The following is a 24,373-nucleotide window of genomic DNA, read 5'->3' as shown; positions in this document are numbered from 1 at the left end:
GCCGGGACATACCATCCGCGGCGACTCGCTACTCGGCTCCGGGGCCGTCGACGTTCACGACTGCTGGCCCGGTTCCGACGAAGTTCACAAGCACGACGGTCTCCTCGCTGGTCGGGTTGATGTCCCGGTGAACCGTTCCTGGAGAAATGTAAAAGAACTCTCCTGTACTGGTTTCGGCGGTCTCTCCCCCGCTCGATCCGTATTCGACCGCTCCGGAGCCTTCGATGACGTACCCGTACACGTGACGGTCGCCGTGATGATGCCAGCCCGTCGTCGTTCCGGGGGCGACGCGTGACCGAACCATGACGTTGTTTGCAGTTTCGAACACTGTTTCTCGAACGACTCCGGGTGTGCTCTCGGCGGCCTCTAATTCGTCGGGAGTGACTGTTTCGACGGTCATCCCGCCGTCCTCCGGGAGGAGTGGGTTCGCTTCACTCCGGTTGATCGTAGCCTCTCTCGGGCCATCTGTGACACCAATACCTACCTTCGGCATGGCACCTCATGAAGATTCGCCAGTGACTGCTGCATACACCCTCTGTATCGGTCACGTCAGTACTGACAGAGTCTGAGTAGTTGTTGAAGGCGTCGCTGAATGGAGAGCGCGAGTGGCTCATCAGTCGTGGGCACGAACGACCCGAATGGAGTGTTCGTCAGAAAGCGCGAATCAGTAGTGGTGCTCGATAGCTATTGGTTAGCTGTAACTACCTGCTGGTTCGGTCGGTGCCCTCTTTCGACGAGGCCCGTGAAACTGCTCTGGGTGGCCCTACCTCACTGGATGTCGGAACGGCTGGCTCGAGAGGAGGTCGGCAGAGAGTCAAATCGCTCAAACTGCGTCATTACGAACTCTTCCGCACGCCGAAGGCGATACCGGAGAGTAGAACGGGGCAATGACAGTCGTTCGCTCAACTCGTCGAGAGTGATGCCCTTGGGGGTCTGGTAATAGCCAGCGTCGATTGCGGCCTCAAGGGCTAATCGTTGCTCGTATGGCAGGTCGGCTCTCGTAACCAGTGCGTCTTTCCAGTGACTGGGTTCGTCTACTTGCTGGAGATGGATACGGGGCGAGCCACACAATTCGGAGTCCAACGCATCGTACAACGAGCCAACATTCGCTCCGTCTGGAAGCAGTACCGTCCATTCGTTCGTTCCTCCCCGGCGCTTGGAGCTGAAGAAGAGTCCGTTGCCACAGTACTTGATTGCGAGATATGGAACTGAGTGACAGGATCCCTCTCCCCGTGCTCTCGTATACAGCGTACATCGGTTACTGCTTCGTTCGATGACCTCGTACTCGTACGATTTACCACAATCCGTTTGTGCGGGCTCACACTCGTTACAGATCTCCGGGTCGAGAAACACGTTCTCGACGGCGTCGAGCCCATCACTGGGTCCCGCTATCCGGTCGATACGCCACAGCCCTGCAGTAGAGACCGAGATGTCGAGTGATGATGCATAGAGACCGGGGTACTCGATGAACGCGTCCATGAGCGGATCGTGACTGTGCTCGTATTGTAGCGCAAAACGTACCTGGCGCATACGGAAAATTTGCCATTCGGCAATCTAAATACTTCGGCTACTCCCGAGCATTCCATCGTTCTGAGTCTATTTATTGGTGAAGTCAGGATACGTTGCCATTTGGCAAAAGTAGTACTATCCCCTCTCCCAAACCACCGTGGGTCGTATGACCCACACAGATTGGGTGGCAGAGCAGGATTCGGTCCACGTCGAGACCACCTTTCACGAGTTTGAGATTGCCTATCGCGAGGAGGGAACTGGTGACTCAGTAACCCTGTTCATCCACGGGATTCCGACCTGGGGATATTTGTTTAGAGAGGTATACACAGCCGCCGATCACGCAGTAATTCCCGACCTTGCTGGCTATGGATACACCGAACACGTAGGTGAGGGGGGATACGACCGGTCACTGCGTCTCCAAGAAGAACTCCTTGAGGGGTTCCTCGACGAACTCGGTCACGACTCAGTACAGATCGTCGCCCACGACATCGGCGGTGGGGCTGCGCTTCGGCTGGCGGCCCACAGTCCCGAGCGCGTCGAGAGGCTCGTACTCTCCAATGTTGCTTGCTACGACAACTGGCCCGTCCCGTTCATCCACGGACTGGGCCAACCCGACGAGGCACGTGAACGGACGGACGAGGATGTCGACGCGAAGCTCCAATTCGCCTTCGGCGAGGGAACGGTCGGTGAAGATAACGCAGAGTTCGTCGCGGGGATGAAAGCGCCCTTCCTCGACCGTGACCGTGAACCACAAGCGCTCGCGCGAAACGCCATCTCGACAAACACCAACCACACACTTGAAGTCGCCCACTCGATTCCCCACATCGACGTCCCGACGCTGTTGCTATGGGGTGGTGATGATGTCCTCATCTCCACTGAGTGGGCCAACAGACTGGCCGGCGACCTCCCGAACGTGGAGACGGAGTATCTCGACAGTGCCTACCACTGGGTGATGCAGGACCGTCCCGATGCGTACCGGGAAGCGCTAGAACAGTTCCTCGACTAAGACACTCGGCTCCATCAGGAGCGTATTTTGGTCGGTGGAGTGTGGTTCTGCATTGGTGACGCACTGTTCGGGTGTGGCCGCTGGCCCTGCCGCGAGTGCGCAGACTCCGTCCTGGCCCACACCTGGCTCGACCAATCGGGCGGGAGGCGGATTTTACAGGGAGCCCGTGAAACGACAATGGACGCGTGCTCAATACACCCTCTGTATCGGTCACGTCGATACTGACAGATGCCCGGTCGTTCGTCAAGGCCGTGTTGGATGCAGGACGCTTGTCGGGGGAGTACAAGAAGCGAAACAGGGGTCCATCACGCCAATTCCGACCGAGAGTTACTCTCTGTCGAAGGACGCAACTCAGTCACCGTGAGCGCGTAGACACCTCCGCAATCACACCTCACGGTCGACTGAGCGGGGTCGAGCGTGCGCAGTACCGTCTGTTTGCCACAGACGCACTCTACCTCTACGGCCTTGACACTGTCTTCCATGATTATACTCTGAGTAGTGTAACATAATCATTGTGTTGGCAGACGACCACCGAAATTCCGCTGACCAACTCACCCTTGGTATCTCGCACGACGTTGCTAACAGAAGCCGAATAGCTCGTGAGGGCACTGCTGAATAGAGGGCACGAATCGGGCGGGGAGGAAGTTCCGAGTCAAACATTAATATCGGGGCGGTTACACGCGTAGTTATACGAATATATGTCCGGCCAGCGTTCCGAGGTTGCTGCCGCCATCGCTGCCGTCCGAAGCGATGAGCGGTACGAGGTGGAGCCGAGTTGTGAGGACGAACGGGTCATCTTCCTCAACGTCTCGCAGACCGAGGCCGAAGGATTCGAGATCGAGGTCAAAATCTCAGTCAGCAAGAAGGCCGTGCCCAGCGAGCTCGTCCCGGTCACCGCCGTCGATGCCCCCGAAGAAGCGACAGCGTTGGTCGATGCCCTCGGTCGTGAGGGTGTGTTCACTGAACTGGTCGATGCCGTTTCAAGCGTCTTCGAGGTGCCCGAGGAGACGGTCGTCGAGGAGTTCGAACACAGCCTCCACTGCACGCGGGCGTGGGCTGATGAGCCGTCGGTCTCGAACGTCTTGTTTCAGGCGCGGTTCGGGGGCGGCCCTGACGGGTTGCGCTCCGGACGACTCCACGCCGACGACCTCTGGTACTGACCACGTGTCGGTGGGCAAGCTAGAGGAGCCACGAGTGCTGCATACACCCTCTCTATTCAGCAACCGACCCGTATCAAATCGGTGAACACACCGCCCTTGAATGGACTGCGGTGCCGTGCGGTCGCGGTCCAGCACACTCACCCGCTCCGAGCGAAGCGAGCAGCGCCTTTTTCGTGAACGTTTTTGCGCGAGCGGTCGGCGAAGCCGACCCGAGCCGAAAAACGTTCAGTAGAAGGCAATAGGAGTGCCTGCCGACTCCTCGCTCGATATCTTCGCCATCGCCTCGTCGAAGTCCTCGCGTCGGATCTCGGTCCGCTCGTCGCGGATGGCGAACATCCCGGCCTCGGTCGCCAGCGACTCCAGCTCGGCGCCGGTGAACCCCTCGGTGTCCTCGGCGAGCGCCTCCAGGTCCACGCTGTCCGCGAGGTTCATCCGGCCGGTGTGGATCTTGAGGATCTCGTGGCGACCCTCGGCGTTGGGTTCGGGCACCTCGATGAGGCGGTCGAACCGGCCCGGCCGGAGGATGGCGCGGTCGAGCATGTCGAAACGGTTGGTCGCGGCGATGATACTGATGTCGCCGCGCTGGTCGAAGCCGTCCATCTCGCTGAGGAGTTGCATCATCGTCCGCTGGACCTCGGCGTCGCCGCTGGTCTTGGACTCGGTGCGTTTCGAGGCGATGGCGTCGATCTCGTCGATGAAGATGATGGCCGGTTCGCGCTCGGCGGCGAGTTCGAACAGGTCGCGGACGAGGCGGGCGCCCTCGCCGATGAACTTCTGGACGAGTTCGGAGCCGGCCATCTTGATGAAGGTGGCGTCGGTCTGGTTGGCGACGGCCTTGGCCAGCATCGTCTTGCCGGTGCCCGGCGGGCCGTGGAGGAGGACACCCGTCGGCGGGGAGATGCCGACCGTCTCGAACTGCTCGGGGTCGAGCAGGGGGGCCTCCACGGCCTCGCGGACCTCGCGGGTCTGCTCCTCGAGGCCACCGATGTCGGCGTAGTCGACCGACGGGGACTCGACGACCTCCATCGCCTGCGCGCGGGCGTCCTTCTCGGAGTCGAGGACCGTCTGGACGGCGAAGGAGTCGTTGATGGCCACGCGGTCGCCCGCCTCGAGCGAGTCACCGAGCGGGCCGCCCACGTCGGTGAGCACCTCCTGGTTGTTGCCGTGCTGTTTCAGGACGACCTCGCCGTCACCGACCTCCTCGACCGTCGCGAGATACAGGGAGGAGGTCTTGAGCGCGTCGTTCTCGCGCTGGAGCTGGTCGACCTCCTCGCGGAGGCCGCGGCGACGCTCGCGGGCGGCGTCGAGCTGGTCGGACAGTTCGTCGTGGACGTCGAGGATAGCCGAGTAGTGGTCGCGGAGTGCGGCCAACCGCTCGTCGGGACTCATATCCGAGTCCAGGTCGAGCGTGGGCCGGTCCGGGAGCGAGGGGCTGCGCGACATCTGGTCATCCGACGTAGGGCCGTGTGGTTAGAAGTGTCTTTGGGTTCCCCCGGTTTCGACGGCCCCCCGGAGCGGTTCTCCGTCCCCAGCCAGCCGTCGCGTGACGGGGCGACACGGGACCGTAAGGTTACAGACCACCCACCGAGAAGGCCGGGTATGTACCAGGGTCTGAAGGGGTTCCGTGACTTCTACCCCGAGGAGATGGCCGCCCACCGCGCGGTCATCGACAGCGTGGAGGCGGTGACGCGTCGCTACGGCTTCCGCGAGATCGGCACGCCACGGCTCGAACGCGCGGAGATGTGGACCGACAAGTCCGGCGACGAGATCGTCGAGGAACTGTACGCCTTCGAGGACAAGGGTGGCCGGATGGTGACGCTCACGCCCGAACTCACGCCGACGGTAGCGCGGATGGTCGTCGCCCGCCAGCAGGCGCTCAGCAAGCCCATCAAGTGGGTCTCCACCCGCCCGTTCTGGCGCTACGAACAGGTCCAGCAGGGCCGGTTCCGCGAGTTCTACCAGACGAACGTCGACACCTTCGGGACCGACGACCCGCGGGCCGACGCCGAGATAATCGCCGTCGCCGCGGACATGATGCGCGAACTCGGCCTCCCGGCCGAGGAGTTCGAGTTCCGGGTCTCACACCGCGACATCCTCGGCGGCCTGTTCGAGTCGATGGACGACGCGGTCGACACCGAGGCCGCCATCCGCGCGGTCGACAAGTCCGCGAAGATCGAGACCGAGGAGTACTACGGCCTGCTGACCGAGGCCGGCCTCTCCCGTGCGGAGGCCGAGGAGTTCGACCGACTCCTCACCCGCGGTGACCTCGACGAACTGGTCGAGTTCGCGGGCACCGAGCGCGTCGAGGACGCCGTCGAGAACCTCCGGGACGTCCTCGCGGAGACCGAGCGCCTCGGCGCCCGCGAGGTCTGCACCGTCTCGCTGGAGACCGCTCGCGGCCTCGACTACTACACCGGCGTCGTCTTCGAGTGTTTCGACGCGAAGGGTCGGGTCTCCCGGTCTATCTTCGGCGGTGGGCGCTACGACGACCTCATCGAACAGTTCGGTGGGCAGCCGACCCCGGCCGTCGGGTTCGCCGTCGGCGTGATGAACTCCACACTGCCCGAACTGCTGGAGGTGGCCGACGTCTTCCCCGAGGAGGCCATCAGCACGGACTACTACGTCCTCACGGCCGGCGACTCGGACGAGGTGCTCGACGTCGCCGCCGACGTCGCCGGCGACCTGCGCGCGCTCGGGCACGTCGTCGAGACGGACCTCTCGGGCCGCGGGTTCGGCTCGCAGATGGGCTACGCCGACAGCATCGAGGCCGAGACGGTGGTCATCGTCGGCGAGCGCGATCTCGCGGACGACGTGGTCACGCTGAAGGACATGGGGACGGGCGACCAGACACAGGCGCCGCTCGACTCGTTCCCGCCGAGCGAGGGCCGCCCGACGTACGAGGACTACGAGGGGTAAAACGCCCGTTTGGGCCTCCGGTGACTACTTCGGGGCGGCTCCGGTAGCCCCGGTATGGTCCCACCGAAGCGCCGCCTCGCGGCAGTCGCCCTCGTCGCCCTCCTCGTGACGAGCGGCTGTAGCGCGCTGACCGGCCTCGGACCCACCGACCCCGCGTTCGGGGCGACCGAACTCGGCTCGTTCCAGACGTTCGACACCCGCTGTGGCGACGCTCGCACGTCGAACAGTTCGACCGTCTCCCGCCCGGTCGCAGGCGGGCGAAAGCTCTCGGTGAACACGACCGTCCCGGTCCGGTCGAACGCCACCGACCTCTCTGCCGACTTCGAGCGCATCGGCGAGCACCGGTACGTCCTCGACGTCGAGCGCCGGGGGGGCTCGGGCACGCCCGACTGCTACCTCGAGACCCGCTACAACGCGACGGTGAACCTCACCGACGACGTGACCGACCGCTACACGCTGCTCGTCACCTACGACGGAGTGCTGGTGAGTGGGCACTACGCCGACTCGGACAGCTCCGGGGCCACGCGGGGGCTGGCGCCCGAGACCAGATACGCGCCGTGGGCGCGGAACGTGAGTGACGCGGACGGTGGGTTCGGTGGCGGTAGCGGCGACGGAGCGGGCGGTGGGTCGGACGCCTCGGCCTGACGCCCCCCGACAGCACTTTTCCCCTCGGGCGGCCGACGCCAGTCGTGAACCGAGTCCGTGTCGACGATGTCGACGCCGTCGACCTCCCGGACGCGGCACCGCGCCGCGAGGTCGGGGCGGCGCTCGGGGCGACCGACGTCGCGCTCAACCGCTACACGCTCGGGCCGGGCGAGGCGCTGGCAGACACGCTCCACGGCCACGGCGACCAGGAGGAGGTGTTCGTCGTGCTGGACGGCGCGGTCACCTTCGAGGCCCGACCGCTCGGCGACGAGGAGACGGTCGACCTGACCGTCGCGGCCGGCGAGGCGGTCCGATTCACGCCCGGCGACCTCCAGCGCGGGCGGAACGCGAGCGACCGCCCCGCGACCCTGCTCGCCATCGGGGCCCCACCGGGGAGCGACGACCTCCGGTTCCCGTTCGACCGCCTGCCGCCGGTCCCCGACGCCTGTCCCGACTGCGACCACGACCGGGACGCCCGGCTCGACGACGAGCGGTTCGTCTGCCCCGGCTGTGGGGCCGACCTCGGTGGCGTCAACGACTAAGCCCTCCCCGCCGTCCCCAGAGTCGTGCGCGCCTACCGCCTCGCCTACGACGGCACCTGCTACCGCGGTTTCCAGCGCCAGCCACACGGTCAGACCGTCGAGGACGAGTTGTTCGGCGCGCTCGCGGACCTCGGCGTCGCGGAGGGGAAACCCGAGGGGTACGCCGCCGCCGGACGCACGGACCGTGGGGTCTCGGCGCTCGCCCAGACCGTCGCGCTCGCGGCGCCCGAGTGGCTCACGCCGCGTGCGCTGAACAGTCGGCTCCCGGCGTCGATACGGGCGTGGGCACACGCCGACGTGGACGAGGGGTTCAGCGCGCGCTACGACGCGACCGAGCGAGTGTACCGCTACCACCTCTACGCCCCCGCCGACGCGGTCGACGACGCCCGCGCTCGCGCGGCCTGCGACGGACTCTCCGGTCGCCACGACTTCCACGACCTCACACTCGACGCCGAGGGGACGGTCCGTGACCTCGCCGTCTCGGTCGAGCGCGACGGCGCGTTCCTCACGTTCGACCTGCGGGCGCAGGGGTTCGCCCGGCAACTGGTGCGCCGGGTCGTCTCGCTCGTGGCACTCGTCGCCCGCGGCGAGCGCCCGGTCTCGTTCGTCGACCGCGTGCTCGCGCCCGACCCGCTCTCCGGTGCGGACGGCGTCCCGCCGGCCCCTCCAGCGGGGCTGGTGCTCCTCGACGTGACCTACCCCGACTGCTCGTTCGTCGTCGACGGCGAGGCGGCCGCGAGCGCCCGCGAGGTGTTCGAGGAGCGGCGGGTCGACGCCGCGACGCGTGCCCGGACGTTCGGCACCGTCGGCGACGCGCTCGACGTCGAGTGACTACCAGCCCTCGGGCCAGACGCCGGCCGCGCGCATCCCGTGTTCGGCGTCGGCTTCGCGCAACTGCTCGGCGAGGACCGCCGTGTCGAGCCGCGGCGGGCGCTCGCGCCGGGCCAGTTCGCGGACCAGCAACGCCGTGAGGCCGGCGTGCTCGCGCACGTCGCGGACCTCCACCTTGTCGAAGGTGTCGGCGCGGGTGTGGACCACGGGCTTGCCGCGCGGTCCCCACTGCTGGTGGTCGTCGGCCGGCCGGCTGTGCAACTGGAGGCTCGGCACGCCCGCACGGAGGAACGGCCAGTGGTCGCTGTAGGGGTGCGGTCGGGTCTCGATGGCGACGGGGTGGTCGGCGGCCACGCCCACGTCGCGTGCCAGCGACTCGACCGCCTCGGAGCCGTGCGTGTACGCCTTCAGGTTGCGTGCCCGGCCGGCGCCGTCGACGTTGACGACCGCTCGCAGGTCCCCGACGTCGAGTTCGTCGGCGAGCGCGTGACTCCCCAGTAGCCCCGTCTCCTCGCAGGAGACGGCGGCGAACGTCACGTCGCTCGGGAGGTCGACGTCAGCGAGCAGGCGGGCCGTCTCGACGAGGATGGTGGCGCCACAGCCGTTGTCGAGCGCTCCCTCGCCCACGTCGTGTGCGTCGTAGTGCGCGACGACGAGGACGGTCCCCTCGCGTTCGCCGGCCCCCGGATTCGTCGCCACGACGTTCCGCGCGGTGCCGTCCTCGGTCCGGGCGTCGACGCGGAGCGTCGCCTCGCCGCCGTCCGCGGCGTAGCGCCGGAGTCGCTCGCCCGTCTCGTACGAGACGCCGATGCCGGGGATGGCCGCCTCGTCGCCGAACCGGAGGGTGCCGGTGACCGGGAGGCTCCCCTCGGTGTCGTTGACGAGGACGAACGCCTCGGCGCCCGCGGCGGCGGCGTGCCCGAACTTCTCCATCCGGTGGGCGTGCCGGTCACCCTCGCCACCCTGCTCGGCCAGCACGATACCGCCGCTGACGTCGACGTCGTCGAGTTCGGCGGGCGTGCCGTAGCCCGCGTCGACCAGCGGCGCCCGGAGGTCCGCAGGCGGCGAGTACGGGAGCGCGACGGCGTCGAACTGTCGCGTCCGGCCGGTGGCGGGACCGGCGGCCAGGTCGGTCGCCCCGCGGGTCCACCGACGGATGTCGAACGGTTCCTCGCGGGCGCCGCCGACGGACTGGTCGAGGGCGTCGGCGACGATGCCAGCCGCCCGTCGCTCGCCGGGGTGCCCGCCCATCCGGTTCTCCACGTCTGTCAGGGCCGCGAGGAACGACGCCGGGTAGGCGTCGGTGAATGCCAACCCGAGGAGTCGCTCGGCGGTGTCGTCCATGGCGGGCCGAGGGGCGCGTGGACAAAGAGCGGTCGGGTAGCGCGGCTGGGTCCGGGGTCCTCCCGATGTGTTTACACGCCGTGACCCCGAATCCGGGTGCATGAGTACGGTTCCCGACCGGAGCGAACTGGACGAGGAGTACAAGTGGGACCTCGAGTCGATGTACGCGGACGACGAGGCGTGGGAGGACGCCTACGAGCGCGTCGAGGACCGACTGGACGACCTGCGCGCCTACGAGGGCCGTGTCACCGAGTCGGCCGACACCCTGCTGGAACTGCTCGAACTCCGCGAGGAGCTCATGCGCGAGGTGTCGAACGTCTCGGCCTACGCCCGGATGCGCAGCGACGAGGACACCGCGAACCAGCAGTACCAGGCGCTCTCGGCCCGCGCCCAGTCGCTCGGCTCGCAGGCCTCCTCCGCGGCCTCGTTCGTCGAGCCCGAACTCCAGCAGTCGACCCGCTCTGCCCTCCACGCGTTCGTCGACGAGGAACCCGAACTGGAGCGGTACGAGCACTACTTCGACGACGTGCTGCGGATGAAACCGCACACCCGCTCGCCCGAGGTGGAGGAACTCCTCGCCGACCTCTCGGAGGTGACCGGTGCCGGCGGTGACGTCTACAACATGCTGACGAACGCGGACATGACGTTCCCCGCCATCGAGACGCCGGCGGGCGAGGAGAAGCGCATCACGCTCTCGAACTTCACCGTCATCCAGAAACACGGGGACCGGGACTACCGCCAGCGGGCCTACGAGGCGTTCTACGACGAGTGGGCCGACTACCGGAACGCCATCGGTACCGCGTTCAAGAACTCCGTGCGCAAGGACGTGAAGATGGCTCGCGCGCGGAACTACGACACCGCCCGCGAGGCGAGTCTCGACGGCCCGAACGTCCCGACGGAGGTGTACGACAACCTCGTCGAGGCGGTCCACGAGCACCTCTCGGTGCTCCACCGCCACGCCGACCTGAAGCGTGACCGCCTCGGCGTGGACGAACTGAAGATGTGGGACCTCTACGCCCCGCTCACGGACTCGAAGGCCCCCGACATCGAGTACGAGCAGGCCAAAGCGTGGGTCGTCGAGGCCGTCGAACCGCTCGGCGAGGCCTACCAGTCCCGGATGGCCGAGGGGCTGGAGTCGCGCTGGGTCGACGTCTACGAGACGGAGAACAAGCGCTCGGGCGCCTACTCCTCCGGGACCTACGACTCACAGCCGTTCATCCTGATGAACTACCAGGACGACGTGACCTCGCTCTACACGCTGGCCCACGAACTCGGCCACTCGATGCACTCGGAGCTGACCAGCGAGCACCAGCCCTACGTCTACTCCGGCTACGAGATCTTCACCGCCGAGGTGGCCTCCACGGTCAACGAGGCGCTCCTGACGAACCACCTGCTCGAGACGGTCGAGGACGAGACCCTTCGCCGGCACGTCCTCGACGAGTACCTCGAGCGGTTCCGTTCGACGCTGTTCCGACAGACGATGTTCGCGGACTTCGAACAGCAGGTCCACGAACTGAGCGAGGCCGGCGAGGCCATCACCCCGGACGTCTGTGACGAGGTGTACGGCGATCTGAAGGCGGAGTTCTACGCGCCGGCCGACGTGGACGAGCGCATCGCCCGCGAGTGGATGCGCATCCCACACTTCTACTACTCGTTCTACGTCTACCAGTACGCCACCGGCATCTCGGCGGCGAACGCCATCGTCCAGAACATCGAGGCCGAGGGCGAGTCCGCCGCCGAGGCGTACCTCGAGTTCCTCCGGTCCGGGTCCCGTGCGTACCCGCTCGAACTCCTGCGTGGGGCCGGCGTGGACATGGCCTCCTCGGCCCCCGTCGAGGCCGCCATCGACGCCTACGACGACCTGCTCGGCGAGTTCGAGCAGCTGAGCTGAACGCCCGGCGCCTCGGCGCCTCGCCTGCCCTCTTCTCTCAGTCCCCGGCGGCCGGCAGGTGGACGACGACCCGATTCCCACCGCTCGCCCGCTCCTCCACCGCGACACGACCGCCCGAGAGGTCGACCACCCAGTAGACGAGCCACAGCCCCAGTCCAGTGCTGTGGTAGATGTCGGACATCTCGTGGTCGCCCGCGAGGACGCTCGACTCGAACTCGGGGATTGGGCTGGCGCGGTCGGCGACGGTGACGGTGAGTGCGTCGGCGTCCACCGAGACCTCGACGGTCACCTCGGGCGAGTCGTCGGCGTGCTGGACCGCGTTCTCGAGCAGTTCGGTCAGGGCGAACTCCACCTCGCCCAGCGCGACGGCGGGGGCGGCGTCCGGCGTCGCCACCGATATCGCCGCCGCCGGGAACCGCTGGCGGACGGTGCTGGCGGCCCGTGCTGCCATCTCCGCCACGTCGACCCGCCCCGGGGTCACGTCACCGGTGAGGTAGGCGATGAGGTCACGCTGCTTCTCCGCGCTCGCCAGCAGGGCGTCGGCGGTCCGGCGGATGACGGCCACCGACTCGGTCACGTCGGCCTCCCCGTTCCCGACGAGGTCGGCGTGGGCCTGGATGACGTTCAGGTCGTTGCGGAGGTTGTGTCGGAGGAGGTTGTCCATCACGCGCAGTTGTCGCTCACGACGCCGGCGGTCGGTCACGTCGCGGGCGAACCCGGTGATGTGGACGACCTCGTCGTCCACGACGAGGGGCTGCGCCTGCACCCAGACCCACGTCCCGTAGTCCGTCTCCGGGTCCACCCGGTACTCCACGTCGACGGCCTCGCCCGTGGAGAGTCGTCTCATCGCCAGCTCGACCGCAGACACGTCGTCGGGGTGGACGGTGTCGAGGAACGACTGCGGGTCGCGCTCCAGCTCGTCGATGCACCCCCCGTATATCGCCTCGTAGGCGGGGTTGACGAACAGGAGTTCGGACCAGTCGCCGTCGAACATCCAGAGGACGTCGCCGGTCGTGGCCGCGATCTCTCGGAGGCGAGCCGCGGTCTCCCGGCGTTCGCGCTGGGCCACCACCCGGTCCGTGATGTCGCGCGAACTCACCACGTACCCCTCCAGTTGCTCGTCGGTCAGGTTCGACATCCGGCTCTCGAGCCAGACCCAGGAGCCGTCGGCGGCCCGGAACCGGTGTTCGACCGTCCGCTCGGCGAACGAGTCGCTCTCGATGGTCCGCCGGAACGTCTCGGCCACGTCGTCGAAGTCCTCGCGGTGGACGTAGTCGAAGGCACTCTCGCCGACGAGCGTCTCCGGGTCCCAGCCGAGGTTCCGGTCGACGGCCGCGTTCGCGTACGTGAAGGTCCCCGTCTCGTCCAGGAGGACGACGATGTCCTGAGCGTGGTCGAGCAACACGCCCATCGACGCTGTCTGGGTCATACGGCTGGTGGTCGCACTGGCGACCCCTCGCCGCCAGCGCGGTTAACCGTGTTGGCCCGCACAGCCGCCGACTCTCGCGCTCCCGTCGGGCCACGACCTGAGCCCGTCGCGCCCGCCAGGACGTTCAGACGCCGCCGTACCGGAGGTAGACCATCACGAGTATCAGCGCGAGCTGGAACAGCCCCTGCACGCCGCCGAGTTTGGCGTTCTGGTGACCGATAGCGTTGATGACGCTCGTGTCCGGGTCCTCGGAGACCATCTGCCGGAACATCCGGAGTTCACCGGGGAGCAGGAAGCCGAAGCCCTGCACCGACAGGACGGTGACGAGACCGAGTGCGAGCAAGACGAGTTCGTTCGTCGGCTGGAGGTCCCCGACGGTCAGCCCGACCCACGCGAGCGACCCGACGGTGACGACGGCGAAGGCGGCCTGCCAGCGCCGGTCGCGCCACGCATCCAGCCGCCAGCCCAGCAGCAGGAACACGGGAATCAGGTTGACGGCGGTGAACAGCGCGAGCCACGCCTCCGAGTTCGGGAACAGCCCCAGTCGCTGGGCGAGCGTGATTCCCGTGGCGATGGTGACGAACGCCAGCGACGGGAGCAGGAACGCCGTCTTCGGCGTGAGTCGCTGGAAGACGGCCGCGCTCTGCTCCTCGTCGAGGCCACCGATGACCGGCCCGAGCACCGCGCCCATGAACAGGTCGGTGCCCGTCCAGAGCACGCCCGTCATCACGTGGACGTAGGTGTGGTGCTGGACGGTCGCCGTCGTGAGCGCGTACACCACCGCGACGACGGCGACGCCCACCGCCCCGGCGGCGAACGCCGGATTCGCCCGATACCCCAGCCCGCTGACGGTCCCACGGATGGTACTGGTCGACATGTATGCAGACCGACCGGACGCCGTCTGTTAAATCTATCTCCGTGCCGAGGCGCGGCACGGCCCCGCCCGTCCCGAAGGGCGTATCAGGCCACACAGACAACTGCTCCCAACGAATGACTCGCAAGGACGATTACTACAACCGCGCGAAACAGGAGGGCTACCGCTCTCGCGCCGCCTACAAGCTCAAACAACTCCACGAGGAGACCGGCATCGTCCAGCCCGGTGACACCGTCGTCGACCTCGGGGCCGCCCCCGGCGGGTGGCTCCAGGTGGCGACGGAGCTCGTCGGCGACTCCGGAAGCGTCCTCGGCGTGGACCTCCAGCGCATCGACGACATCGACGGCGTGGAGACCATCCGCGGCGACATGACCGACGAGGACACGCGCGCCGAGGTCGTCGAGCGGGTCGGGAAGGCCGACGTGGTGCTCTCGGACATGGCGCCGAACATGACCGGCGAGTACAGCGTCGACCACGCTCGCTCCGTGTACCTCGCCCGGCAGGCGTTCGAGACGGCGCTGGAGGTCCTCGAGGGTGGCGGTGACCTCGCGGTGAAGGTGTTCGAGGGTCCCGACACGGGCCGACTTCGGACGGACATGGAGGCGGAGTTCGAGTACGTCCGGGCGATCCACCCCGAGGCCTCACGAGACTCCTCCTCGGAGCTGTTCCTCGTGGCGAAGAACCACCTCACGGCGCCGGTCCGGACCGGCGACGAACTGGCGGTCACCATCGAGGACGTGGGCAGCGAGGGCGACGGCATCGCGAAGGTGGAGGGGTTCACGTTGTTCGTCCCCGGCACGGAGACGGGTGAGGAGGTGCAGGTGACGGTGGTGGACGTGAAACCGCGGTTCGGGTTCGCGGAGCGGGTGGACTGAGTACGACCAACTCACTGTACCCGTCAGGCCCATTACTATTCCTTCTAAATGAGGATTCAATGAGCAAACGCGACCACCGCGTGGAACGCTCTCTGGAGGAGGGGAGGCGGACTCTCAGTCTGATGGTTTCGCACTCGGAGAGCCTCTCTAACGACTGTGTGGACGCTATCAAAACGACGCTGCTGCTCGGAACCCTCCTTGTGGGTGCAAGCCGTCTCCCGGCCTACGCGGGAGGGGGTAACGCTATGGTGGCGTCGCTGGTGCTACTGACTGCCGGACTAGGTGTTGGTGTCTACGGATATCTTTCTATCAGTTGGTGGCTCGGGAGCGATGGTCAAGACGTTCGCGACATCCGTGACGGCCAGTTCTCGGACGAAGAAGTAGTAGATATGTATGCCACCAAGCTGGAAGACACTGGGAGACGGAATAACCGAATTCGGAAGCTCGTGGCTGTCTCGTGGATTCTCATCCTGATTGCTATTGTGACCTTCCTCAGCTTGTCTGGATTGGTCGTCTGAAGAGACTACCCCAGAATCGGGCTCTCGTGGCCGGCTTCGCTCCCCCGGACCGCTCGAACGACGAGGTAGACGAACGGGGTGTCGAGGACGGCGATGCCGAGTTTCAGAACGTACTGGCCGACCATCAGCCCCAGCACCACGCTCGTCGGGAGCTGCGGGCCGATGCCCGCGACGTTCGGCAGGAGGTAGAACGCGATGCCGACGAAGATGACCGTGTCTAGCAACTGGCTCGTGGCCGTCGACCCGACGTTGCGGAGCCAGAGGTACTCCCCGTCCGTGGCGTCCCGGAGCGCGTGGAAGACGAACACGTCCCAGTTCTGACTGACGAGGTAGGCGACGAGCGAGCCGGCGACGATGTTCGTAGAGGCGCCGAGCACCTGCTCGAACGCGGCGGGGTCGATGCTCGACCGGGCGGCGGGCGCCGCGATGGTCGTGAACACCAGCCCGAGCACGACGAAGTTCATCACGAACGCCGTGTTGACGAGGCGGGTCGCGGCCCACCGGCCGTAGAGTTCGGCGTAGCAGTCCGAGGCGAAGAACGTGAGCGCGTACGCCAGCGCCGCGCCGGGGAGCACGAGCGTCGCCCCGGAGAACGGGAGCGAGACGGGTGAGGGGAACGCGAGCACCTTCGCCGCCGTGAGCTGGGCGGTGACGAGCGCGGTGACGAACACCGCCGTGAGCACCGTCGCCCCGAACGGGATGTCCTGCTGGGCGCTCACGCGTCGTCGTCCTCCTCGGCCAGTCGACCGTGGCGCTCGTCGATCTCGTCGAGCAGGTCCAGCGTCTTCCGGATGGACGCCCGGATGGCGTCACTCCGGTTGACGAACTTCCCGTCGTCTCCGACGTGGTCGTCGAGGTCGTCGAGCAACTCCTGCGGTATCTCGACGCTTATCTTGGGCATACCGGAGGGTTCCGTGGCGATTACTTATCACTGCCCCGACTCGCACGCGCGCCGAGCGGGGTGGGCCGTGGTACCTCCTCGCTCGGTCGTCGCTCAGTCCGCCTCCTGCCCGCTGAGGAGCGGCGGGCGTCCCTCGTCGCCGCTGACGGCGACGTAGAGCCGGAGTATCGCCAGCCCGAGCCCGTAGCACGCCATGATGGGCACGCCGAGCAGGAACATCGTGAAGATGCCCTTCGGGGAGGCGAGCGCCGCCACCGCGAGGACGGCGATGGTCACCTCGCGCCAGCGTGCCTTCATCGAGCGGTAGGGGACCAGCCCGCCGCGGTGGAACAGCCACATCGACAGCGGGATGTCCAGCATCAACCCGACCCCGACGGTGGTGAAGAACACCAGCCAGCCGAAGTTGTTGATACGGTAGCGGATGAGCATCTCGTTCTGGACCACGTCGGCCGCGAGCCACGAGATGATGGTCGGGGCGACGAACAGGAACCCGACGACGCTCCCGACGAGGAGGCCGCCGAACAGCGTCCCCGCCCACGTCACCAGCACGTTCCGGTCGCCGCTGGCGAACCCGCGTTCCTTCAGCGCCGGCCAGACGTAGTAGAGCAGGAGCGGCAGGGTGGCGACGGCGGCGATGATGGTCGAGACCTTGATCTCGAAGATGAGCGCCTCGACCGGGTGGAGCGTGACCAGCTGGACGCTGTCGGGCTGGACGCTCGCGGGCAGGCGCGCGTAGAACTGGTTCTTCAGCACGCCGATACCGCCCTGGTAGAGCGTGACGAACGTCAGGGCGAGGACGGCCATGAACCAGCCGACCAGCCAGAACGTCTTCGACGTGATGGAGTCGAAGATGAACGCGAGGTCGTAGTAGTAGCCGCCGATGTCGTCGTCGTCCACGTCGTCGTCGGTGAACGCGCTCGCCATCCCGGCGCCGGTGCGGGAGAAGACGCCGCCATCGTTGGCGCCACGGGAGGCGCGCCGACGGGTCTCGGTGTTCTCGCGCTCGGACTCGACCTCCTCGTACCGGTCGAACAGGGCCTGGGCCTTCTCCGACTCCCCGCGTCGGATCAGCGCCTCGGCCTCGCGGTCCACGTCGCCCTCCAGCGTCCCGAAGAACGCGGCGAACGGGGCGTCACGGACCTCCTCGACGGTGAGTACGGCGAAGTCGACAGCGGTGGCGTCGGTCGCGGCGCGGTAGGCCCAGAGCGCCGCGAGGCCGCCGGCGACGAGGCCGGCGACGAGCACCCCCGCGAGGACGCCGAGCGCCGCCCCGAGCACCGTCGGGCCGGCGATATCGGCCAGCGCGGGCGGGAGCGTCACCGCGCCCTGCGAGACGCCGAGGTAGACCCCGCCGCCGACGAGGACGGCCAGCACGGCCAGCAGGTTCCAGACGGCGCCGAACCGGCCGCGCCAGTCGACCCGCGAGGCGCCGAGGCGGAGGACCGCGCCGTACCCCTCGGCGGACTCGCCCCACGTCCCGGTCGGACCCTCGGCGCGGATGCGCTCTTGCACGGCGTCGAACCGCTCGAAGATGGCCTCGGCCTTCTCGGCGTTGCCCGCTTCCATCGCCTGCTGGGCGTGGTCGACGGCCTCGTCCTCGGTCATCTCGGCGAACACCTCGTCGGGGGCGTTCCGGACGCCGCTGGCGGTCAGCCCGACGATCTCGACGTCGGCCGGGTCCTCGGCTGTGGGGTTCGGGGTCGCCGGTTTGGCGGCCTCCGAGTCCTCGAGTTCGCCGTCCTCGCCGACGCGATTGGCGGCCGCCGCCGTCGCACCGTTGGCCTCCGGGTTGGCCTCGACCATCGCCTGTGCCTCGTCGAACCGGTCGAGGAGGGCCTCGGCCTTGTCCGGGTCGTCGTCGTCCATCGCCTCGCGGGCGAGCGCCAGCGCCTCGTCCTCGGTCATCTCGACGAACGGTTCGATGGGCGCGGCCCGGACGCCGTGGACGTCGAGTGCCCCCACGTCGAGTGCGGCGGGCGTCCCGGTGCTGGCGGGGGCCGCGCGGGCCCGCCCGCGGCGTCGTTCCTCGGGCGACGGGAGTTCCTCGAGTTCGGTGAACAGGAGGACGACGACGACGGCACCGGCGGTGAGCAGGCCGAGGAGGACGCCCACGACGGCGAGGACGCCGTCGACCGGGAGGCCGAACAGGAGGTCACGGGCGAACAGGCCGGGACGGATGGGGGCGGGCAACTGCTGGAGCGTGGCGTCGAAGCGGCCGGCGTAGAGCGCCTGTCCGAGCAGGTAGGTGCCACCGGCGACGACCACGAACGCGCCGACGAGGAGGTTCCAGCGTCGGCGTGCCAGCGTCCGCACGCCGATGGCCTCGCTGGAGACGCGGGCGGTGGTGACGATGCGGGCCAGCCCCAGCGAGAGGCCGTAGAGGAACAGCAGCGGGACGGCCCACATGATCTGCGTGAACGGGTCCGGCGGGGAGAACAGCGCGCCGAAGGCGAAGATGCCGATGACGGCGTAGCGCCACTTGTCGCGGAACGTCTCGTAGGGGACGACGTCCGTGTACGAGAGTCCGGACATGACGAGCGGCAACTGGGCGGCGAGGCCGAACGAGACCGAGAGCAGGAAGATGAACTGCGCCCACATCACGATGCTGTAGGTCGGCTCGAAGCCGGCACTCGTGGCGTTCGAGGCGAGGAAGTCGAGCATCAGCGGGAAGAACAGGAAGTAGGCGTAGGCGATGCCGCCGACGAGGAGGCCGAGACTCACGAGCGCGAGGGCGACGTAGCCCCCGACGGAGACGTCGAGCCGGTCGGGGACCCAGAGCCCCCGTTCGCGGAGGGGCTGGCGAGCGTAGTAGACGAGCAGGGGGAGCGAGAGGAGTGCCCCGACGACCAGGCCGATCTTGACCTGGAGCAGGATGACGTCGAACGGCGTGACCGCGACGATCTGGATGTCGGGGTTGGCGTTCAGGTCGGCCTTCATCTGCGCCCAGATGAACTCCTGCAGGGCGTAGATGGTCCCGATCAGGCCGACGACGAAGACGATGAACACCTTGCGGAGGTGGCTCTGCGCGGCACCGATCATCGCACCGAGCGTCTCACGGCCGTTGTCTACCGTCCGCACCACGTCCTCGTCGAGCGCACTAGACACACCCCTCTGTAGCGAACTCCCGACTATCAATCTTTCACGTCACACGCTCGCGCGGGAACCGACAGAAAAGGCTTACAAGCGATAGGAACCCAATCGTACCCAATGGCTGAGGAGTCGTCGGACGAGCCGCCAGCCCCGGACACGTCCGACGGGAGCGACGGTGCCACCGACGGCACCGACGGGGAAGACGCGCCGGCGGCGGCGTCCGACGGAGCCGACGAGGCGTCGGCGACCGACTCGGCGCCCGACACGGCCGGCTACGACCCCGAGGAAGACGACTACGAGGAGGGGTTCGGCCAGAACCTCTCCGAGGAGGACATCGAGGAACTGGAGGCGGCGTGGGACCCGACGGGTGGACAGGGCTGGCCGCACGCCGTCGGCGACCACCGGAGCGACGAGGGAGCGGACGCCGACGCGACGGACGACCTGCCCGACGAGTCCGACGCCGACGACCCGGCCGACGCCGACGAGGAGTTCGACGACGTCGAACTCGAGCCCCCCGAGTACGAGAGTCCGGTCGACCCGGAGGCGGAGCAGCCGGACTCGCACTCGGAGCCGGAGTCGCCGGGCGAGGCCAAGTCCGACGGCGGCTACGCCGACGGCACGGGCACTGCCGGGTCGGAGTTCGAGACGCCCGGTGCGGACGAGGAGTTCGTCCACGACGGCCCGGCCAGCGACCAGGAGATGCCGCTGGCCGACCACATCGAGGAGATGGTCCGCCGACTGGGCGTCGTCCTCGTCGTGATGGCCATCGTCAGCGGCATCGTCTTCCCGTTCGGCGCGGAGATCATCAACTTCCTCTGGTACTCAATCCTCAACTCCGGGCCGGTGGTCGGCGACGTGCCCCAACCGCGGGTGTACGCTCCGCTGGCGCTCATCCTCGCCCGGCTGAAGGTGGCGACGCTCGCCGGCTTCGTCGTCGGCCTCCCCGTCTTCGTCTACGAGACGTACCTGTTCATGCGCCCCGGGCTCTACCCGAAGGAGCGCCGCTACTACCTCGCGAGCGTCCCGACGAGCCTCGTGCTCGCCACCGTCGGCGTGCTGTTCGCGTACTTCCTCGTCCTCCCGTTCCTGTTCACGTACTTCCTCGGTTACACGGAGAACGCCGCGGAGATCGCGTTCGGCCTGACCGAGACGTTCGACCTGATGGTCCTGATGCTCGGCTGGTTCGCGCTCATCTTCCAGATCCCCCTGTTCGTGGCGCTGGCGCTGATGATGGGCATCGTCTCCCGGCGGTGGATGGCGGACCGGCGCCTCTACTTCTGGGGGGCGTTCGTCGGCATCGCGTTCCTGTTCGCGCCCGACCCGACCGGGATGGCGCCCATCCTCGTCGCGGCGACGATGATCGCCCTGTTCGAGGGGACGCTGTTCCTCGACAAGTGGACCAAACGGGGGCGCGAGGCGCTGTTCGGGCGGTGACGGTCGGCGGCACCACGGCCGCCCACGCTCGCTGACACTGGACGGCACCACGACCGCCGCCGGTTCGCCACCGCCCCCCGCGAACGCTGACGCTTTGTCGCCATCGCCCGTAGTCCAGCCGTGCACACCGTGTTGCTGTTGCGCCACGGCGAGTCGACGTGGAACACCGAGAACCGCGTTCAGGGGTGGGCGCCGACGCCGCTGACCGACCGTGGGGTCGAGCAGGCGGCGGCCGCCGGGCGACTGCTCGCCGCCGAGTACGACGTGGACCGCGTGTTCGCCTCGGACCTCCGGCGGACGAGGGAGACGACGGTCCACGCGCTCCACGCGGCCGGCTGGGACCACGACCCGACGTTCGACCGGGCGTGGCGCGAGCGCTCGATGGGGCAGTTACAGGGACTCACCGTCGAGGAGGCCTACGGCGGCCACCCGGAGTACTCGCTGCTCCACTCGGGTATCCACGGCGCCCGCGCCACCCCGCCCGGCGGCGAGTCGTTCCTCGAGATGCGCGAGCGGGTGCTGGCCGGGTGGGACGCGCTGACCGGCCGCCACGACGAGGGGACGACGCTCGTCGTGAGCCACGGCGGGCCCATCTTCGCCCTGCTGGCGCACGTCGAGGACCGGGACTTCCTCTCGACGCTCGGCGAGGGGTGGGCCTCGAACGGCTCGGTGGCGGAACTCCGGGTGGACGGGGACGGGACCGAGGTGGTGCGGACGAACCTCCGCCCGGACGGGGTGGCCGCGGACGGGGGCGACACCGAAGACCCGGACCCGAGCACCGAGGACCGGATGCGAGGGGAACGGTGATACGTCGGCCCACCCTAGCGCCGAGCGAATGCGAGTCGTCGTGGTCCGACACGGGGAGACGGACTGGAACCTGAACGGGCGGATGCAGGGGCACGCCCCGGTGCCGCTGAACGAGACGGGTCGCCAGCAGGCCGACCGTGTGGGCCGCTACCTCGCCCGCGAGTACGCGTTCGACCGCGTGGTCGCCTCTGACCTCCTACGGACCCGCCAGACCGCCGAGCACGTCGGCGAGCACGTCGACGCTCCCGTCGAGTTCGACAGCGCGTGGCGCGAGCGTGACCTCGGCGTCTACCAGGGACTCTCCTACGGCGACATCCACGAGCGGTTCCCGGAGTTCGCGCTGGGCGAGGCGGCGGTCCGTGCCGCGAGCGAGGTACCGGAGGGCGGCGAGTCGATACTCCAGATGCGCGACCGGGTGGTCGACGGGTGGCGCGAGGTCCTCGACGGCGGCGACGGGACGGTGCTGGTCGTCACGCACGGTGGGCCCATCTATCTCCTGCTGGGACACGTGAAGACCCTCGACGTCGAGACGGCGCTCCTCGAGCACTCCCAGTCGAACTGCGGGGTCAACGAGTTTCACCACGACGGGACGACCCGCGTGGTCCGCGAGAACGTCACCGAGTGGGACGAGGGCGACGCTATCGACGGGGCGTTCGGGAACGCGGACGGGCGGGCCGCGGAGGAGTAGCCGGCGGGCGACGGCGACCCGGTGGCAGGCTCGGGGTCAGGGGTCCGGCAGGACGACCCGGTGGCCCTCCACGTCGACGACGCGGGCGCGGATGTCGTACACCTCGGCGACCAGATCCGAGGTGACCACCTCGGGACCGCCGACGGCCGCCACCTCCCCGTCCGCGAGGAAGACGAGGCGGTCGGCGTATCGCGTCGCCAGTTCGAGGTCGTGGAGCGCGAACAGCACCGCGAGCCCCTCGTCGGCGAGGCGGGCGACGTGGTCCAGCACGTCGAACTGGTGGCGCAGGTCCAGACTGCTCGTCGGTTCGTCGAGGACGAGCGCCGCCGGCTGCTGGGCGAGTGCCCGTGCCAGTCTGACCTGCTGGCGCTGCCCCCCCGAGAGGTCCGTCAGGGGTCGCATCGCGAGGTCGTCGATACCGACCTCCGTCAGCACCTCGCCGACCACCTCGCGGTCCTCCGCGGTGGGCCGCCACGAGGTGTGCGGTTTCCGCCCCGTGAGCACCGTCTCGAACACCGTCGAGGGGAGCCCTCCCGATTCGGACTGTGGGACGTAGCCCAGCCGTCGGGCCACGTCGGTCCGCTCCAGCGTCGCCACGTCCTCGCCGTCGAGCGTGACCGTCCCCGAGAGCGGGTCACGGAGGCCGAGGACGGTCCGCAACAGCGTGGACTTCCCGACGCCGTTCGGGCCGAGCAGCGCGACCAGTTCGCCCCGCTCCACGTCGAACGAGACGTCGGAGACGACCGGGTCGTCGTAGCCCGCCGTGACCGCGTCGAGTTCGATCACCAGTACTCCCTCCCGTTGACGATGAGGTAGAGGAACAGCGGCACGCCGACGAAGGCGGTGACGATACCCACGGGGAGGACGACCGGTGCGATGACGGTGCGAGCGACGAGGTCCGAGGCGACGAGCAGGGCGCCCCCGGCGACGCTGGCGGCAACGACGAGGAACCGCTCGTCACCGCCGACGATGCGTCGGACGATGTGCGGGACGACGAGGCCGACGAACCCGATGACACCGAACAGCGAGACGACGACGCTCGTCAGGAACGAGGCGACGATCATCCCCGTGATGCGGACGCGGGTCACGTCGACACCGAGCGACCGGGCCGTGTCGTCGCCCGCGTCCAGCACCTCGTAGGCCCACGCGCGCCGGACGAAGTAGAGGCCGGCGACGGCCGCCGTCACCCAGAGGACGAGGTTGGCGTCCCACGTCGCGCCGGAGACGGTGCCGAACTTCCACGCCACCAGCGCCGCGAGCTGGACGTTCGTGGCGAAGTACTCCAGCGCGGAGGTGCCGGCGGCGAAGAACGCCCCGAGCGCGATGCCGGTCAGCACGAGCGTCTCGGGGGTGGCCGGGCGGAACCGCGCGACGAGGAGGATGGCCGCCGTCGAGCACATCGCCGCGGCGAACGCCGTCGCCGTGACGAGGTACGGCACCCAGTCGAGCGCGGAACTCGTCGTCGAGGAGCCGGCACCGAAGACGACGATGGCGACGGCCGCGCCGAACGCCGCGGCCTGCGAAATGCCCAGCGTGTAGGGTGAGGCCAGCGGGTTCCGCAGGAGGCTCTGGAGGACGGTCCCGGCGACGGCGAGGCCGAACCCGGCGCCGACGGCCGCCGCGATGCGCGGTAGGCGAATGTTCCAGACCACTCGCGCGGGGGTGCCACCCTGCCCGCCGAGCAGGATGCCGGGGAGCGACCGGAGCGGCACCTCGATGGGACCGGTCAGGAGTGCGTACGCCGACAGGCTCAGGAGGACGGCGAGGAGGCCTCCGACGACGAGGAGCTTCCGGTGGACGCGCTCCTCGTAGGCGGTGACGGGGTTCCGGGCCGTGGCCCCCTCGGTGTCGCCGCTCTCCGCGAGCGACCCCCCGGCCGTCGTGCCGGGTGTGTCGGCGTCGGACACTGCCCG

Annotated in this window: 23 protein-coding genes; 12 read left to right on the top strand and 11 right to left on the bottom strand. The window is 68.1% G+C overall.

Annotated elements, in window-relative coordinates:
• Positions 1-28: 28 nt before the first annotated feature.
• A complete protein-coding gene (locus N0B31_RS13010; RefSeq protein ID WP_260592063.1) occupies positions 29-493 on the bottom strand; it encodes a cupin domain-containing protein in 465 nt (154 codons plus the stop codon).
• Between the two features lie 275 nt (positions 494-768).
• Positions 769-1,530 (bottom strand): helix-turn-helix domain-containing protein, encoded by a 762-nt coding sequence (locus tag N0B31_RS13005; RefSeq protein ID WP_260592062.1) that lies wholly within the window; start codon positions 1,528-1,530, stop codon positions 769-771.
• Positions 1,531-1,675: 145 nt separating this feature from the next.
• Here N0B31_RS13005 and N0B31_RS13000 point away from each other — a divergent pair, with 145 nt between their 5' ends.
• Together N0B31_RS13000 and N0B31_RS12995 are read left to right on the top strand one after the other, a co-directional pair.
• Positions 1,676-2,515 carry an alpha/beta fold hydrolase gene (locus N0B31_RS13000; protein ID WP_260592061.1) on the top strand — a complete coding sequence of 280 codons (840 nt, stop codon included), beginning with the start codon at positions 1,676-1,678 and terminating at the stop codon, positions 2,513-2,515.
• A gap of 698 nt (positions 2,516-3,213) precedes the next feature.
• Positions 3,214-3,675 carry a hypothetical protein gene (locus N0B31_RS12995; RefSeq protein WP_260592060.1) on the top strand — a complete coding sequence of 154 codons (462 nt, stop codon included), beginning with the start codon at positions 3,214-3,216 and terminating at the stop codon, positions 3,673-3,675.
• Between the two features lie 225 nt (positions 3,676-3,900).
• On the opposite strand, the gene pan2 is transcribed toward N0B31_RS12995, so the two are convergent.
• A complete protein-coding gene (pan2, locus tag N0B31_RS12990; RefSeq protein WP_260592059.1) occupies positions 3,901-5,118 on the bottom strand; it encodes a proteasome-activating nucleotidase Pan2 in 1,218 nt (405 codons plus the stop codon).
• Between the two features lie 156 nt (positions 5,119-5,274).
• On the opposite strand from pan2, the gene hisS reads away from it, so the two are divergent.
• From hisS to truA, 4 genes are read left to right on the top strand one after another with little or no spacing between them, the layout of a single operon-like run.
• Positions 5,275-6,591: a histidine--tRNA ligase gene (hisS, locus tag N0B31_RS12985; RefSeq protein WP_260592058.1), complete on the top strand. Its 1,317-nt coding sequence runs from the start codon at positions 5,275-5,277 to the stop codon at positions 6,589-6,591.
• A gap of 54 nt (positions 6,592-6,645) precedes the next feature.
• Positions 6,646-7,236: a hypothetical protein gene (locus N0B31_RS12980; protein ID WP_260592057.1), complete on the top strand. Its 591-nt coding sequence runs from the start codon at positions 6,646-6,648 to the stop codon at positions 7,234-7,236.
• Positions 7,237-7,280: 44 nt separating this feature from the next.
• Entirely contained in the window at positions 7,281-7,778 is a 498-nt protein-coding gene (locus N0B31_RS12975; RefSeq protein ID WP_260592056.1) for a cupin domain-containing protein, read from the top strand.
• A gap of 24 nt (positions 7,779-7,802) precedes the next feature.
• Positions 7,803-8,609 (top strand): tRNA pseudouridine(38-40) synthase TruA, encoded by an 807-nt coding sequence (gene truA, locus N0B31_RS12970; protein ID WP_260592055.1) that lies wholly within the window; start codon positions 7,803-7,805, stop codon positions 8,607-8,609.
• On the opposite strand, the gene N0B31_RS12965 is transcribed toward truA, so the two are convergent.
• On the bottom strand, positions 8,610-9,953 hold the full coding sequence (locus N0B31_RS12965) for a M28 family metallopeptidase (protein WP_260592054.1): 1,344 nt from the start codon (positions 9,951-9,953) through the stop codon (positions 8,610-8,612).
• Positions 9,954-10,053: 100 nt separating this feature from the next.
• On the opposite strand from N0B31_RS12965, the gene pepF reads away from it, so the two are divergent.
• Positions 10,054-11,844, top strand: coding sequence for an oligoendopeptidase F (gene pepF, locus N0B31_RS12960; RefSeq protein ID WP_260592053.1), 1,791 nt, complete (start codon positions 10,054-10,056; stop codon positions 11,842-11,844).
• Between the two features lie 37 nt (positions 11,845-11,881).
• On the opposite strand, the gene N0B31_RS12955 is transcribed toward pepF, so the two are convergent.
• Both N0B31_RS12955 and N0B31_RS12950 read right to left on the bottom strand, forming a co-directional pair.
• On the bottom strand, positions 11,882-13,273 hold the full coding sequence (locus N0B31_RS12955) for a PAS domain-containing sensor histidine kinase (protein ID WP_260592052.1): 1,392 nt from the start codon (positions 13,271-13,273) through the stop codon (positions 11,882-11,884).
• A 124-nt stretch (positions 13,274-13,397) separates the two neighbouring features.
• On the bottom strand, positions 13,398-14,114 hold the full coding sequence (locus tag N0B31_RS12950; RefSeq protein ID WP_368389242.1) for a hypothetical protein: 717 nt from the start codon (positions 14,112-14,114) through the stop codon (positions 13,398-13,400).
• A 149-nt stretch (positions 14,115-14,263) separates the two neighbouring features.
• On the opposite strand from N0B31_RS12950, the gene N0B31_RS12945 reads away from it, so the two are divergent.
• Positions 14,264-15,022, top strand: coding sequence for a 23S rRNA (uridine(2552)-2'-O)-methyltransferase (locus N0B31_RS12945; protein WP_260592050.1), 759 nt, complete (start codon positions 14,264-14,266; stop codon positions 15,020-15,022).
• Positions 15,023-15,081: 59 nt separating this feature from the next.
• Entirely contained in the window at positions 15,082-15,540 is a 459-nt protein-coding gene (locus tag N0B31_RS12940; protein WP_260592049.1) for a hypothetical protein, read from the top strand.
• Between the two features lie 5 nt (positions 15,541-15,545).
• On the opposite strand, the gene N0B31_RS12935 is transcribed toward N0B31_RS12940, so the two are convergent.
• The 3 genes from N0B31_RS12935 to N0B31_RS12925 form a co-directional block, all read right to left on the bottom strand.
• Entirely contained in the window at positions 15,546-16,259 is a 714-nt protein-coding gene (locus N0B31_RS12935; RefSeq protein ID WP_260592048.1) for a queuosine precursor transporter, read from the bottom strand.
• Positions 16,256-16,441, bottom strand: coding sequence for a ribbon-helix-helix protein, CopG family (locus N0B31_RS12930; protein WP_260592047.1), 186 nt, complete (start codon positions 16,439-16,441; stop codon positions 16,256-16,258). Before N0B31_RS12930 ends, N0B31_RS12935 begins: the two co-directional genes overlap by 4 nt.
• Positions 16,442-16,534: 93 nt before the next feature.
• Positions 16,535-19,546 carry a twin-arginine translocase subunit TatC gene (locus tag N0B31_RS12925; RefSeq protein ID WP_260592046.1) on the bottom strand — a complete coding sequence of 1,004 codons (3,012 nt, stop codon included), beginning with the start codon at positions 19,544-19,546 and terminating at the stop codon, positions 16,535-16,537.
• A gap of 102 nt (positions 19,547-19,648) precedes the next feature.
• On the opposite strand from N0B31_RS12925, the gene N0B31_RS22615 reads away from it, so the two are divergent.
• The 3 genes from N0B31_RS22615 to N0B31_RS12910 all read left to right on the top strand — a co-directional run bounded on the left by N0B31_RS22615 (position 19,649) and on the right by N0B31_RS12910 (position 22,460).
• Complete coding sequence (locus N0B31_RS22615) at positions 19,649-20,965, top strand: twin-arginine translocase subunit TatC (RefSeq protein WP_368389183.1); 1,317 nt, start codon at positions 19,649-19,651, stop codon at positions 20,963-20,965.
• A gap of 120 nt (positions 20,966-21,085) precedes the next feature.
• A complete protein-coding gene (locus tag N0B31_RS12915; RefSeq protein ID WP_260592045.1) occupies positions 21,086-21,772 on the top strand; it encodes a histidine phosphatase family protein in 687 nt (228 codons plus the stop codon).
• A gap of 28 nt (positions 21,773-21,800) precedes the next feature.
• The gene (locus tag N0B31_RS12910) at positions 21,801-22,460 is read left to right on the top strand and encodes a histidine phosphatase family protein (RefSeq protein ID WP_260592044.1); all 660 of its coding nucleotides are present in this window, start codon (positions 21,801-21,803) and stop codon (positions 22,458-22,460) included.
• A 36-nt stretch (positions 22,461-22,496) separates the two neighbouring features.
• Here N0B31_RS12910 and N0B31_RS12905 read toward each other — a convergent pair whose 3' ends face one another.
• Positions 22,497-23,246 carry an ABC transporter ATP-binding protein gene (locus tag N0B31_RS12905; protein WP_260592043.1) on the bottom strand — a complete coding sequence of 250 codons (750 nt, stop codon included), beginning with the start codon at positions 23,244-23,246 and terminating at the stop codon, positions 22,497-22,499.
• Positions 23,243-24,367: a FecCD family ABC transporter permease gene (locus N0B31_RS12900; RefSeq protein ID WP_260592042.1), complete on the bottom strand. Its 1,125-nt coding sequence runs from the start codon at positions 24,365-24,367 to the stop codon at positions 23,243-23,245. Before N0B31_RS12900 ends, N0B31_RS12905 begins: the two co-directional genes overlap by 4 nt.
• Between the last annotated feature and the right edge of the window lie 6 nt (positions 24,368-24,373).

This window comes from Salinirubellus salinus (genome assembly GCF_025231485.1).
GTDB lineage: Archaea > Halobacteriota > Halobacteria > Halobacteriales > Haloarculaceae > Salinirubellus > Salinirubellus salinus.
The sequence above is the reverse complement of the archived record's forward strand: the minus strand, read 5'-3'. Positions and strand labels throughout refer to the sequence as shown.